Consider the following 12,470-nt stretch of genomic DNA (forward strand, 5'->3'; position numbering starts at 1 on the left):
CGAAACGCCGACGCCGACGCCAACGGAAACGCCGCCGCCGACGCCGACGGAAACGACCGCCGCCGACACCGACGGAGACGCCGCCGCCGACACCGACCGAAACACCGCCGCCGACGCCGACGCCGACCACGACGGAGTTGTTTTTTTAACTCCAGGCTTTTATGCGGGCCGAAGGCGCGCGGCGTCCGGCTCCCTCAGAGGGATAGTCCATGATCAAATCATTTCCCGCAGTGCGTAAAGGAGACGCGATCGCTCACGGCGGAAAAGTCCTGTGCGGTTCGCCCAATGTCTTCATCAATGGGCTGCCCGCCGCCTTCATGGGTTGCGCGGCATGCTGCGCCCTGCATGTCTCGGCGCAGGCGGTTGCGAAGGGCTCAACCACGGTGTTCGTCAATGGATTCAATGCTGCTCATATGGCGTGCTGCACGTCCTGCGGGTCGCCTGCGGCGACGGCATCGCCAAATGTCTTCATAGCGGTGTGAGCGGACGGCAATGACGGCATTGAGCGGGCTGGCCGGCCTGCTGACCAGCTTTCCGGGCGAACGGGTCGAGCTGCCGGCTCAGGAAAGATCCCATGGCTGGTGGCTGCGCAGCGAGTATGGGGTGCTGTGGCGGCGCCTGCCCGCGGCCGCCCTGGCGGGTTGGGGGCCGGGCGGCGTGAACGTAAATGGAGGGCACCTTGCGCGCGGCGCGGCGCGGCATCGGGATGCGCTCCCTGCCGGGCCGCGCAGGCCTGCCCTTGCACGCCGGTACGACAGCCGGATCGGCCAGGCCGGGATGTTCGGCCTGGGCTGGCGCACGCGCTGGGATGTGTCTTTGCTGGTACAGGGATCGGTGCTTGCCTACCGCGATGAATGGGGCCGAACCCTGCGGGTTCCGCGCCCCGAGCCGGGGCATCAGGTGATCCTGGCCAGCGAATCGCTGACGTTCGCCTGCCTGGACGATGGACGCTATGTGGTGGCCGATTTGCAGCCCGCCTATCGCTATTTCACGTCTCCTGATGCGGAGGGTGTTGCAGCGCTGGCTGCGGTGGAGTTCCTTGATGGCTACCGCATAGAGGTGCGACGCGATGAACAGGGCCGGATTGCCGCGCTGTTGGATGCTGCCGGAACGGGCCTGTGGTTTACGCTGGATGCGCTGGGCTGCGTGACATCGGCGGCTCGGAGTCTGGACGGCGATCCATGCGCAATGTTCGCCTACGGGGCGGATGGGAAGCTGGCCAGCGTGGATTCGGGACGCGGAAGAGGGCTGCGCCGCTACGGCTATCAGGATGGCCTCTTGTCCGAAATGGCGGAAGATGCCGGAACCTGGTCAATCCGGTGGCGCGACGACGGTACGGGGATGCAGGTTGCCGGGCTGCGCGCGCCTGGCGACCAGATGTGGTTGATTCACCGGGATCCATCAGGGAACTGCGTCCGCATCGTTTGCGCGGACGGCAGCGAGAGCCGCTGGCAGTTTGACGACCAGGGCCGGACATCGGAATACCAGGATGCGGATGGCGGCGTGTATCGGATCGCCTACGACTCGCAATCCCGTCCGGTTGCCGTGGATGCGCCGGCTGGGCGGTGCGCGTTTGACTATGACGACTTTGGCCGTGTGGTGGAGGAAAGCGGCCCGGCCGGATTCTTGCGCAGGGTCAGTTACTCCTACGCGACCCGCATGCCCATGATGCTCACGCGCGACGGCGGGCGCGATTGGTTCTGGCTGCGCGATGAGCGCTTGCGTCCGGCCCGGCGGCGTTCGCCGGACGGCGGCGTTGCCCACATAGACTATGCCGGGGACTCGGAGCGATGCGTGCGCACGGTTCCTGGCGGCGAGGCCCGCTATGCATATGATGCGATCGGGCGCCTCGTGCGGCGGGAGCTGCCGGATGGCCGGGTGGAGCGCTACGCCTGGAGCGCGGCCGGGCTGTTGCGCGCCCGAGGCGGTCAGGACGACGTTGCCGAGTATCGCGAGTACGACGACGCGGGAAAGCTCCGGGTGCGCCAGGGCGAGGGCGCGCGGGCGCGTCTGGCCGTGTACAGCCCGCAGGGGAAATTGCTTTCGTTGGCCAACGCCGCCGGGCATGCGCGTCACTGGCGGTACGACACGCAGGGCCGGCTGGAACTGCAGGTCGACGAAGAGGGCGTGATCACCCGCTATGCCAGGAACTCGACGGATGGAGAACTGATAGTTCAGGGGCCGGGCGGCGGCACGCAGCGCTGGGTCAAGGATGCGGCGCGGCGGGCGGTGGCGCGGCGGGACGCCGACGGTGTGGTGACCGAGCAGTGCCTGGACGTGTCGGGCCGCGTCGCCCGCATACATGAGACGGCCGGTTCGGCGACCCTGGAGACCCTGATAGGCTATGACGCCCGGGGGCGCGTGGCATCTCGCGAACGCGATGGTCTGCGATGTGAATTCGAGCATGATGCCGAGGACAGGCTGGTGGCGGTAAGGCCGGCGGCTGTTGATGACGGCCTTGCGGCCGAACCTTTGGTTTTCGAATACGGTGCAGGCGGGCTGGCGGTTCGCGAGACCAGCGCGCAGGGGACGCTGACCCTCACGCGAGACGGGTTGGGGCATCAGGTTGCTCTGGAGCTGCCCTGCGGCCTGGCGTTGCTGACCGCGCGGGATGCGGCGCAAGGACTGATACAGCTGAGCTATGTGGATGGCGGTCCGCCGATGACCATTCTTACGATCCGCCAGGACTCGGCGGGCCGCGAGCATGCTCGCCTGGCCGGAAATCTCTTGCGCGGAATCGAGCGGGACGAGGCGCGAGGCGTGCGGATAGAGCGCGTGCGGCTGGGTGAAAATGGCGAGGAAGTCCTTGCGTTGGCGCGCCGTACGCGGCGAGACGCGGCGGACAGGCTGGTCGAGGTGGAGGACGCCTCGGGGCGGACCCTGCACGACTACGACCGGAGGGGGCGGTTGGTGCGCAGCATTGGCGAGGCGTATGCCGTGTATACGACATGGGACGCCGGCGGAAATATCATCGCCCTGGATGGCGCGGGGTGGGCGCCTCCCCGGCTTACGCCAGATCATCGCGTAACGCACGTCGGACCGATGACGCTCGCGTACGACGGATGGGGCCGGGTGCTGCGGCGTGAAGGGCCTCTGATCCGGACGGAATTGACCTGGGATGCGGCGGGCAGGTTGGCGTGCGTGCAGCTTCGCGGCAGGGTCATTTCTTATGTCTACGATGCCGCAGGCAGGCTGGTGGGCCGCCGCGTCGGAAACCAAGGCCAGGAAATGTCGCACACCTTCCTCTGGGACGGCCTGCGGCTCATCCAGGAAGTTACGCCGAACTGGCGTGCGACGTACGTCTACGAGCCGGCGCCGTTGGGCCAGCAGTCCTATGCCCCGGCCGCCCGGCTGGTGCAGAGACGGGCGAACTCGAAGATGCCCTGGTCCGCGCCCGAGGTGCAGTACCTGTTTCTCGATGCCGCCGGACGCGTGCATGCGGTGGTCGACGGCGAGGGCCGGCGATGCGCGCAGGGCGGTGTGCGTCCCTGGGGAGAGCCGCCCGGCGAGTCCGGTGCGGACGGCGTGCCGCCGCCCGGCTTCGCCGGGCAGTGGTCCGACCCAGATACGATGCTGTGCTGGAATGGCGTCCGATTCTATGACCCGTTGACGGGGCGCTACATGAGTCCGGACCGGGACGCCCCGGCGGGCGTCAGCCCCTACCGATACGTCTGTGCGCCGGTGTCCCAGGCCAATCCCGCCGGCCGAGCGGTGGGGGCGGCGGGAGTCGGCGCGCGCACGGGCGTCATTTGCCCATGGCCAGCGCCGGCAGACTGGGCCGGCGTCCGGTTCCCCGCGTTGTCCGACCCTGACGCATAGCCCGCAGGCCTCAAGCCGTCAGCGCCTTTTCGAACTTGGCCAGGACCGTCTGGTTGGCGTCCAGGGCGGCGATCTGATACGCCGCGGGTTGTTCGCTGAGATCGCAGAGGAAAGCCAGGCGGCGGTCGAACCAATCGTTTTTGCAGTGAGAGCGCGAGGATTCGATGGTGGCGGTGTCTTCATGCAGCACGGAACCGTCCGCCCGAAGCGCGCGAACCCGGACCTGCGTTGCCTGGGTGCAGGCCTGTATGTCGAACACACTGCGGTGAGCGCTGATATGCAGATCATGGGATCGGCGCAGCGTGGAGCGCCACGAGGCAGGATCGGATAGGGGGGCGCCAGCGCCCGGCGGCTGGCAAGCAATGACCTCGGGCTGCACCGCGCGATCGGAGAAGCTGATGCCTGCGTAGGCTTCGTAATCCGCCAGCGTCCGGGCCTGGCCGAAGCCGTACTTCGCCTCGGGCGCCTCGGCGGCCGGGGCGGATGCGTCTTCCATGCCGAATAGCGCCCGGTTGCGCGCAAGAGAGCGCGCATTGCGTTCCCACCATGCCTGGGAAACGCGCCCCGCATCGCGGGCGTTTCCGTCATGGTCGTCCCAGAACTTTGGCCGCCCCTCGCGGCTGTATTCGTGCCACGCGAGGTTCCGGTGGGGATGGTAAAGATCGTAGCCGTGGGTGTAGGCGCGCACGGCCAGCGAGATTTCCTCGCCGTGGAAGAAGTACTCGGGATCGTGTTGCACTTCGCGCGCAAAGCTGCCGTCGGCGAAGGTGAAATGGCCGCTGTAGAACCGGGCCGGGACGGGTTCTGGCAGCGACTGCCACTCCGGCAGTTCGAAGGCCCTGAAGAAGATCGGGCTCTCGGGGGTGAACCGGTCAAAGCGCATGCCCAGCGCCGCGGACGCGCCCTGGTCGCCGGGATGGGGGGCGGCCGGCGTATACGCAGGCAGGTAGGCGGTCAGCAGGGGCTTGGGGCTGCGCGCGCGCAACTGCTCCTGCATGGCGATCAATTGCGTATCCCAGTGCGGCACGAAGCGGTGATGGGAGTCGAGCTGCAGCGTGTAGGTTTCGCCCTGGTACCGCTGCTGAATAAGGTTCCGCGCCCAGCATGCTCCCTGGGACAGTTCATGCGGAATATCTATCAGCTCGACGGTGGCGCCGCGCAACTCGAAGGTATGTACGCAGAAGGGCTGGTCGGGCTGCAGCCGCCACTTCTGGAACCCCTCAAGGAAAAAGCCGCCGAGCGTCTCGTCGGTCCCGTGCTGCCAGCTCACGACAATTCGCAGCCGGCCGGAAAACTCGGCGCGATTGACCAGATCGTGCAGCGTGGGGATCAGTTCGGGATCCCGATAGCTGGCGATCTGGACGAAGAGAGTGGACATCTGGTCTGCGGTCATCGAGGTCATTGGTGTCATTGGAAGGAGAGGGTGACGATGCCATGCGCGTCGATCATGCCTGGCGTGGGGGCGGCGCTTCCCACGCGCAGCACGGTTGCTTCGAGGGCGAACGACGTGTTGAACCCCGGCGTCGTTTTGACCAGTGTGCTGCTGGCGTTCTGAGGCTTGAGCACCTGCTGGCTGCCGGAGTCGCGCAGCCGGATGGCCAGGTTGTCGGCACCGCCAACATTGCGGATGTAGTCGGGAACCGCCGGGTCTGGCGTTGCCGCCAAGGTGGCCGAAACCGTGTTCGGCGCAGTCGGCCCATCGCACGTAAGGTCGATGACGACGGGCTTGGTCGGGCCCGCGGTGGCGGAGACTTCACTGGGGCCGAATGTTCCGAAGTCGATCGGTTCCGAGTGGTTGCTTGTGACCCAGCAATGCGGGAGCACTCTCAGGATCACGGAGTCGGCATTCACGCTGAAGACGATGGCGCGGTCTTCGGCGCCGCTTACCTGGACGACCGTTCCGAGGTTGACGACCGAAACACTGTTCATTGGTCCTGTCTTGATAAGCTCGACCACAAAGGTGGCGCCATCCCCGATTAATGGGTATTCGGGCCCATATTCGGGAGATCGGGTCCAGCGAGTGGTTTCCGGGAGCGTCGACGTCGTTCCGCTGCCGCGCACATGCTTGATACGGAAACCCACACCCGGGGCGCCGGTCGGGTAGACACCCGTGCCGACGGCCCCCGGGACTTCGAAATGCACCGTGCGTGTCGAGCCTTGGCAGATCAGTATGGCGATCGCCCCCTGGGATGCCGTTGCCCCGATGGCAAACGGCTCATTTATCGGATGGTTGGCTTCGACGTCGATTGCGGTTCCGGAAAATGACAGTTGCCGCACGGATTCGATTTCCATCGGCTCTATGACGTGCGGTCGCGAGGCGTCGATGTCGGCCTGGGTAAGCTTGCGACACTCCGCAGAGGCGGGCAGTGTGTAGAACAATGCGGTTGCGGCCAGCGCCGCACATAGGGTCTTCATGTGACGTCCTCCTGATATAGCGTCGGATGTGGATTCGTTCGTTCAGTCTTGGGGGGCATCCCATTGTTCGAGCAGTTCTGCAGGCACCATCCGATGCAGCTCCGAATAGCGCCGGCCGACCATGCGCTCGGCCTGCTTGATCAGGACGCTGACCGGACTGCTGGGCTCGTGGGTCTCGAACCACACTCTTGCGGTGCGCAGGGTTTCCAACATGTCCCAGCGCGTGTAGGCGGGTATCGGGCGCGGCGTTTCGGCCGGGGGGGGCGCGCGACCTTTTGCCGGTTTCGTGGGGGGAGGCGGCTTGTCCGGGCTGGCCTGGGCCTGCGCCAACGGTGTGGCGGCCGCCATGGAATGCTCGTGGACCGGGCCCGGCGTTTGAAACGGCTCCAGAAGCCGGGTGAGGAGCGCGAGGTCAGGCGCCATCGCGCCGAAGGTGTCGGACGTCCACGCGTTGATGCGCGCCAAAGCGCCGGCGGCGCCAGCCAGCGCCTGCGCGGCGGCGTCGCGCCGGTCGTGCAGATCCGCCACGAGCCGGGCCGCCGCCTCGGGCGTCAGGGCATCCTTGCTGCGGGTCTTCGCCAGCGCCCGTTCGATGTCGCGCAGCTGGAGCGGCGTGCCCATGCTCTTGGGCATCGCGATGTCGCGCACATCCGCAATCAGCCCGTCGGGGTCGGCCAGCGCGCCCAGCGCGTTGGCGAAAATCATCGGATCATGCTCGCCATCGAGCGTCGGCACGGGGTTCAAGCCGTCCGCATAGCGGCGCAGCATCGCGTCGATCAACTCCAGCGATACGCGCAGACCCGGGGCGCCGGCCTGCCGGACGCGGCACCTGGCCAGGATGACCAGCAGGCGCAGGTCCTTGCTTCGCGCCAGCAGCGCGCGGCAATCGCGCTCGGCCTCGCCCCAATTGATGGGGGTAGCGGCGTCCACGAAGTCGCCATATTGGGCGTCGCGGCGGGTGGCCACGTTCGCCAGCAGGATGACGAAGCCGGGGTCGTATTCAAGGTCGGGACCGCAAGGCGAGTCGCCGTCCAGCGGCTGTAGCAGGTCGGCTTCCGGACCGGCGTCTGGGGGGAGGTGTGTGGTCATGGGTCGGTGAGGTGTGCTCAGGGTCTGGTGTCGCGGTAGAACTCGGGTTCGAACACCATGCCGACGACGGGAACGTCGGCCGATGCCTGGCCCAGCCAGGTGGAGTAGCCCAGGCGGTGCTCGGGAAGCGCTCGCGCGCCGGGCGCGGCGCGCGGCTGGATAAGCAATTTGAGTTCCCAGTCGAATTCGTGGCCGATGAATGTCCGCACCCAGTCCACCAGCGTGGGGAGGTCATCTCCATGCGGGGTGAGCCGCAAGTACTGTTCAAGGCTCAATGGGCCCATCACCAGCCGGAAACGATGCTGGCAGTCGGGAATCGACTGGCCCAGCATGGCCTGGTCGCCCAGGGCGGCGCAAGGCGAGGGCGAACCCAGGACGCTGCGATTGGCCAGGTCCAGCGGCATCCAGTACGGCACGAATTCCTCGACCTCGACCTGGACCCCGAAGTAGAACGACAGCGCGCGGGCGAGACCGTCTGGATTGCGCGCCTCGCGCACCAGGTGCGAGGCGGCCGCGTAGCGCGCGTGGGTGGAAGGATGGAGGCTGGCGCTGTCTTTCGGATCGTCTCCGATCAGGCTGCCGATGTAGAAGGTGAAGCGCTCGTCCGAGGGGCGGTCCAGCGACGCCGTGGATTGCCCTGCCGCCCAGGCCCTGTAGAACAGCGAGAGCGCGCGGTGATGAAAGATGTCGGCGAAATCGGTCAGGGTCCTGTCGTGGTGGCTTTCGACGCGCGTATAAGCCTGCTCCGACATGTGCAGGGGCATCGGGCCTTGAGGGCCCCATATGCCAAGGCTGTAGAGCTGCACGCGGATGTGGCGGCCGTCCTGGACTACCGTGGCGACTTCGCTGGGCGCGAACCGCAGGCTCGCGCGCTGGCCGATCCGGTGGTTCTCTTCTTGCGGCAGCAAGGCGGTGCCGGGGATCGGGACATCGCTGTTCTGGGCGGCAAGCGCGCGCATGAGGCTGATGAAGCTGCTTTTCCAGGGCTGCTCAGGGTCGAACCATTCCGCCAGCGGGGCGGCGGGGCGGACGGGTTCACGCGCTTGTTGGGGTGGAAGGGCTGCCATGGCTACACCACGCTCCGGCCGCCCGGACGAGGAGCCCAGGTTGCGACTTCGCCCCGCTGTATGGAGCGCAGCGAGGTTTCCGTGAACACGTTGATGGAAACGTGGCGGGCGATGTATTGCTCCAGGACCAGGCCAAACAGGTAGGGGCTGATGCCGGAGAAGCCGATTTCGTCCACGGTCAGGCGGCAGTTCACCCCCCGGCCGTAGACCATGAGTGGATGCCGGGGCAGCCGGCGCGCGACGCGTGTGACGCGCGACCCGATCAGGGCGTCGATCTGGTTGGAGAGCTCGGTTTCGCCGGGATGCAGGAACAGGCGCAGCATGTTGCGCAGCGCCTGGCCGCCGCCGCTTTCATCCAGGTCGGCCAGCGGAATGTAGTTGAAGCTGAGCTGCCGGATGAGCCGCCAGGCGGCTTCGCCGAGCGCGTAGGGTTCGCGCGGCACGCTGGGCGGGTGCAGCATGGTGACGCGCTCGATCGGCACCGATTCCCGCATGGATAGGTCATTGTGGGTGCCGTGCGGAATCAGCCTGGGCAGGTCGCGGTTGGTGACCAGCGCGTCCACCGACAGGTAGCGGATGTCGCCGCCATACGGCGCCTCATGCTGGTCGACCAGCGACAGATAGACCTCGGTCCCGATGTACTGCGTGCGGGTGCCGTACTTGCGGGCGTTGTCGGAAAGCAGGCGGCGTTCGCGGTTTACGGAGAAATATCGGCCGTAGTTGCCCAGATCGCTATGCACGGTGTGATAAAGCGGGTTGAAGACGACTTCGCTGGCGGTCTTGGCCTGTTGCCCGACCACGCGCTGCACCGAGAAGACTTCGTAGTCCAAAGGCCGGGTCCGATCGGGCACCAGGTGGAATTCCGTCTTGGAGCGGTCGACCTCGACACGATCCGTGCGGTTCTCGAAGAGGTTGACGATAGGTGTACAGAAGAGCGCAAACCGCGATGCGTTGACGTGCGTCGACAACGCCTGCGGCAAGCGGTCCAGCAGCAGGATGATCTCTGCTTCGCGGGAGTTGGCGTTCGCCAGCCCGCGGGACAGCTGCGTGGCGTTGAAGAAGTAGAAGCGCTGGCGGAAGGCGAAGTATTCCTGGACCAGGCTGTTCCCATGGAAACTGGTCCACGATGCGGGCAACTGCGCTTCGCCGGCCGTCAAGCCGACGTGCGTGACGGCATCCCGGGTGACGATGTGGCCGGCGTGCTCGTCCGAGTCTGCGCCGCGCACCACCGACGCGACGCAGCCCACGTGCACGAGCTCGAACAGGTGCGACGTCACGCGCTCGTCTCCGGTGATGTAGAAGCAGAGCTGGTCCAGGCCCTTGATCTGCGAGAAATTGATGTCCGCCGTCGTGCGCAAGCGGATGCGCAGCGCGCCCTGCAGGCGCGTGCCGGAGGCGAGGTGGCGGCGCAGGTCCGGGAGGTTCGGCGGCACATTGCTGAGCGACGCGTCGACGATCGCCACGGGCCAGAGCGTGACGTCCTGGCTGCTGCGAAATTCGCATGCGGTCTGTTCGCCGGGGGCGATCGGAGACCTGAACACGCTGTGGCGCGGCACCGATACCCCGTGGCTGAAGTCGCCCTCGCGTGTGGCGGGGTGAAGCTGAACCACGCTCATGGACGGCGTCGGCGCCACATAGTTCGGATACACCACTTCCAGCAGACGCTGGGTGAAGCGGGGAAACTCCGCGTCCAGCTTGAGCTGCACCCGGGCCGCCATGAAGCAGAACGCTTCGATCATGCGTTCCACGTAGGGGTCGGCGATCTCGCCGGACTGCATGCCGAGCCGGCGCGCAACCTTGGGATGGGCCTGTGCGAATTCATCGGACATACCCCGCAGGTACGTCAGTTCGTTGTTGTAGTAGTCAAGAAGCTTGGGATCCATCTCAGACTCCGTACAGCGGATCGACGAAGGCGTGAGAGGATTCCAGGTCGTACAGGCTCTTGACCAGGAACTCCACCGGGTAGGGCGACCAGTGCATGAGCGCCCTGATTTCGAGATGAATGACGTTGTAGGCGCCCGGGCTTTTCGAGGGCAGCACGCGCACGGACAGGGACTCGGGAATCAGGCGGGGTTCGAACGTCACGATGGTGTCTCGCACCAGCTTTTCGATGGCGACCGGGTTGTGGTTTTCGCGCAGGCTGCCCGAAAGCGGCGGCAGCCCGTAGTTCACGGCCGAGCTGGCCGCATGCGGGTGCCGGGCGGCGTCGATCGCGGCGCCGAGATTGCAGGTGTTCAGCAGCAGCGCCAAGTCGCGCCGGACCAGCCGCTGCATGCTGGCGGCGTCGGGGGCATAGGCGTCGGCGTGCTCGTGCGCGGCGCGGGGATCGTTGTCGCGAAGCCGGTCGAACAGGGAAGGCAGATACCGCACCTTCTGGAATGCGTCAGGCGACCTCAATGGACTGCCCCTCGAAATGCATGCTGAGCACGTTAAGCATGCCGATCTCTCCGGAATCGGTGATCCAGGTGCGTTGGCCGACGCCGGTAACGGTGGTTTCGCTGCGGTCGTGCCACACCGTGACGGCGCCCAGTTTCTGCGCGTCGGTTTCACCCTGGATCAGCGGGTAGCGCGAGGGCATGTAGGTGCTGAGGACCGTGTTGTCGTGCAGCGTCACTTTGCATGGGCGCCAGATCAGATCCAGCGCCCTGGCGACCGGCGGAAAGGACAACGACGCGATGCACGCAAACGGCACCCAGCGGTAGCCGCCGGAGAACATGAGTTCACAGATGGGGCCCAGGCGCGTATCGCTGTCGCTGATCCAGGAAAATCCCGTGCCCGGATTGGCATGCCCCGGCGCGTCCGGCGCGTTGTCTAGCGCCCGGCGGCGCAGGTCGTCCGCGTATTCGGGATGCGCGCCGGCCAGCGCCGCCGCGGCCTGGCTCAGCAGGCTGGTCCAGGCGGGCGGCTCGTCCAGCCAGCCTGGTTGCTTGCGCCCCTTCATGACCTCTGCACGGTAGCTTTCCGCGCGCAGGAGCTCCCGCAGCATCTGGGCTTCGCGCAGGTGGTCGGTGTCGAGGCTGGCCCAGACCTGCAGTTGCTTGAGCGCCCGGGGCCAGTCTCCTTCGAGGCAGAGCAGCTGGAACAGCAGCCAGCGCAGGCTGACGTGGGCGGGCTGTTTTCGGAGCTGGATTGCGGCGTCGTCGATGGCGGCGGCAAGCGTGCGCCCGCCAAGCAGATGGCGCAGCGAGTCACGTGGTTTGGCGATTTGGTCATCAATGGGAGGCATGGATCGAGAGGTCTATTTCGTGGGTTCTGAAAGGTGCTGTTCGAAGTAGCTGTCTATCGACAGGTCGTGGTGCTCGCGACGGGAAAGCGATGCCAGCGTCTTGCTGCTGGCGGCGGGTCCCGCCTGTTCGGCAAGCAGGCGCAGTACGTCCTGGCGGGGCGCCTGGGCGAACAGTTCGCCGGCTTCGAATTCGTTCATGTCGGCAAGGATGGAATCAATGTCGGTGGCCTGGGGAAGCAGGCCCTCGAGCAGCATGCGGGTGCGGCTTTGCGCGGCGGGTTCGAACGGATCCGGGGGCGGGGGGAGCGTGTTGGCCGGGACAGCCGGGGCGGCGCCCTGGATGGCGCGCAACCCCCGATGGGTGCCTTGAATGGCCTGGTCGAATTCGGTGGCGAGCGTTTGCAGGGGATCCTGCTGCGCGGCAGGGATGGCGTCGGCGGCGACGCCATCATGGTTGCGGGGACGCTCGGCCGGCGAAAGTATGCCGCCCTCTGTGGCCGGGTCATCCAGCGTGCGCAAGGCTTCCAGGGCGGCCGCTTCATCCGGCGCGACGCTGCCAGGCAGGTTGCCGGCCCAGGCGTCCCATTGCTGGGGCGAGTCGGACTGCACCACGGTCAGCCGAGACAGTCCGATGGTCACCTGGTCGCGATCCGCCAGCCTCCAGCGTTCGCCAGGACGCATTTCCGCGCCGTTGACCCGGCAGGACAGTGTCTGGCAGCGATTAGTGATCCAGGCAAGGCGGCTGTCGTCCAGATTGAACAGGGCGTGTTCCGAATCGTTGTGGGTGACGTCGTCGTAGGGGAGCAGGCAGGCGTCCACGGCTTGCATGCACAACGGCTGTGCTTGCAGCGCGT

General features: G+C 66.5%; 10 protein-coding genes and 1 pseudogene. 3 read left to right on the plus strand and 8 right to left on the minus strand.

Features of this window, described 5'->3' with window-relative positions; translation table 11 throughout:
* The 3 genes and pseudogenes from KYC_RS30000 to KYC_RS25960 all read left to right on the plus strand — a co-directional run.
* Nucleotides 1-238 (plus strand): annotated as a pseudogene (locus tag KYC_RS30000) (hypothetical protein); the annotation flags it as partial.
* Nucleotides 210-482 carry a PAAR domain-containing protein gene (locus KYC_RS29105; RefSeq protein ID WP_008168115.1) on the plus strand — a complete coding sequence of 91 codons (273 nt, stop codon included), beginning with the start codon at nucleotides 210-212 and terminating at the stop codon, nucleotides 480-482. The pseudogene KYC_RS30000 and the gene KYC_RS29105, both read left to right, overlap by 29 nt.
* Before the next feature lie 10 nt (nucleotides 483-492).
* Nucleotides 493-3,819 carry an RHS repeat domain-containing protein gene (locus KYC_RS25960; protein WP_008168117.1) on the plus strand — a complete coding sequence of 1,109 codons (3,327 nt, stop codon included), beginning with the start codon at nucleotides 493-495 and terminating at the stop codon, nucleotides 3,817-3,819.
* 10 nt (nucleotides 3,820-3,829) lie between these two features.
* Here KYC_RS25960 and KYC_RS25965 read toward each other — a convergent pair whose 3' ends face one another.
* Genes KYC_RS25965 through KYC_RS26000 form a run of 8 tightly spaced genes read right to left on the minus strand, consistent with a single transcriptional unit; the run spans nucleotide 3,830 to nucleotide 12,444 of the window.
* Nucleotides 3,830-5,197, minus strand: coding sequence for a UDP-N-acetylglucosamine-transferase (locus KYC_RS25965; protein WP_238531996.1), 1,368 nt, complete (start codon nucleotides 5,195-5,197; stop codon nucleotides 3,830-3,832).
* A 29-nt stretch (nucleotides 5,198-5,226) separates the two neighbouring features.
* Nucleotides 5,227-6,234, minus strand: a complete 1,008-nt coding sequence (locus KYC_RS29265) for a fimbrial protein (RefSeq protein ID WP_008168121.1) — start codon at nucleotides 6,232-6,234, stop codon at nucleotides 5,227-5,229.
* Between the two features lie 42 nt (nucleotides 6,235-6,276).
* Nucleotides 6,277-7,323: a type VI secretion system protein TssA gene (locus KYC_RS25975; protein ID WP_008168123.1), complete on the minus strand. Its 1,047-nt coding sequence runs from the start codon at nucleotides 7,321-7,323 to the stop codon at nucleotides 6,277-6,279.
* 17 nt (nucleotides 7,324-7,340) lie between these two features.
* The gene (gene tssG / locus KYC_RS25980) at nucleotides 7,341-8,390 is read right to left on the minus strand and encodes a type VI secretion system baseplate subunit TssG (RefSeq protein WP_043519302.1); all 1,050 of its coding nucleotides are present in this window, start codon (nucleotides 8,388-8,390) and stop codon (nucleotides 7,341-7,343) included.
* Nucleotides 8,391-8,392: 2 nt separating this feature from the next.
* Nucleotides 8,393-10,273, minus strand: coding sequence for a type VI secretion system baseplate subunit TssF (gene tssF, locus KYC_RS25985; protein ID WP_008168127.1), 1,881 nt, complete (start codon nucleotides 10,271-10,273; stop codon nucleotides 8,393-8,395).
* A 1-nt stretch (nucleotide 10,274) separates the two neighbouring features.
* Complete coding sequence (tssE, locus tag KYC_RS25990) at nucleotides 10,275-10,787, minus strand: type VI secretion system baseplate subunit TssE (protein WP_008168129.1); 513 nt, start codon at nucleotides 10,785-10,787, stop codon at nucleotides 10,275-10,277.
* Nucleotides 10,774-11,616: a type VI secretion system accessory protein TagJ gene (locus KYC_RS25995; RefSeq protein WP_008168131.1), complete on the minus strand. Its 843-nt coding sequence runs from the start codon at nucleotides 11,614-11,616 to the stop codon at nucleotides 10,774-10,776. The genes tssE and KYC_RS25995 overlap by 14 nt, the downstream gene beginning before the upstream one ends.
* Before the next feature lie 12 nt (nucleotides 11,617-11,628).
* Nucleotides 11,629-12,444: a TagK domain-containing protein gene (locus tag KYC_RS26000; RefSeq protein ID WP_167310279.1), complete on the minus strand. Its 816-nt coding sequence runs from the start codon at nucleotides 12,442-12,444 to the stop codon at nucleotides 11,629-11,631.
* Nucleotides 12,445-12,470 lie beyond the last annotated feature (26 nt).

The sequence above is a fragment of the Achromobacter arsenitoxydans SY8 genome, assembly GCF_000236785.1.
GTDB lineage: Bacteria > Pseudomonadota > Gammaproteobacteria > Burkholderiales > Burkholderiaceae_B > Achromobacter > Achromobacter arsenitoxydans.

What these genes read in the sequence shown, in the direction of transcription:
- KYC_RS29105 (WP_008168115.1), top strand. Translation starts at nt 210, where the DNA reads ATGATCAAATCATTTCCCGCAGTGCGTAAAGGAGACGCGATCGCTCAC.
- KYC_RS25960 (WP_008168117.1), top strand. Translation starts at nt 493, where the DNA reads ATGACGGCATTGAGCGGGCTGGCCGGCCTGCTGACCAGCTTTCCGGGC.
- KYC_RS25965 (WP_238531996.1), bottom strand. Translation starts at nt 5,197, where the DNA reads ATGTCCACTCTCTTCGTCCAGATCGCCAGCTATCGGGATCCCGAACTG.
- KYC_RS29265 (WP_008168121.1), bottom strand. Translation starts at nt 6,234, where the DNA reads ATGAAGACCCTATGTGCGGCGCTGGCCGCAACCGCATTGTTCTACACA.
- KYC_RS25975 (WP_008168123.1), bottom strand. Translation starts at nt 7,323, where the DNA reads ATGACCACACACCTCCCCCCAGACGCCGGTCCGGAAGCCGACCTGCTA.
- tssG (WP_043519302.1), bottom strand. Translation starts at nt 8,390, where the DNA reads ATGGCAGCCCTTCCACCCCAACAAGCGCGTGAACCCGTCCGCCCCGCC.
- tssF (WP_008168127.1), bottom strand. Translation starts at nt 10,273, where the DNA reads ATGGATCCCAAGCTTCTTGACTACTACAACAACGAACTGACGTACCTG.
- KYC_RS25995 (WP_008168131.1), bottom strand. Translation starts at nt 11,616, where the DNA reads ATGCCTCCCATTGATGACCAAATCGCCAAACCACGTGACTCGCTGCGC.
- KYC_RS26000 (WP_167310279.1), bottom strand. Translation starts at nt 12,444, where the DNA reads ATGCAAGCCGTGGACGCCTGCCTGCTCCCCTACGACGACGTCACCCAC.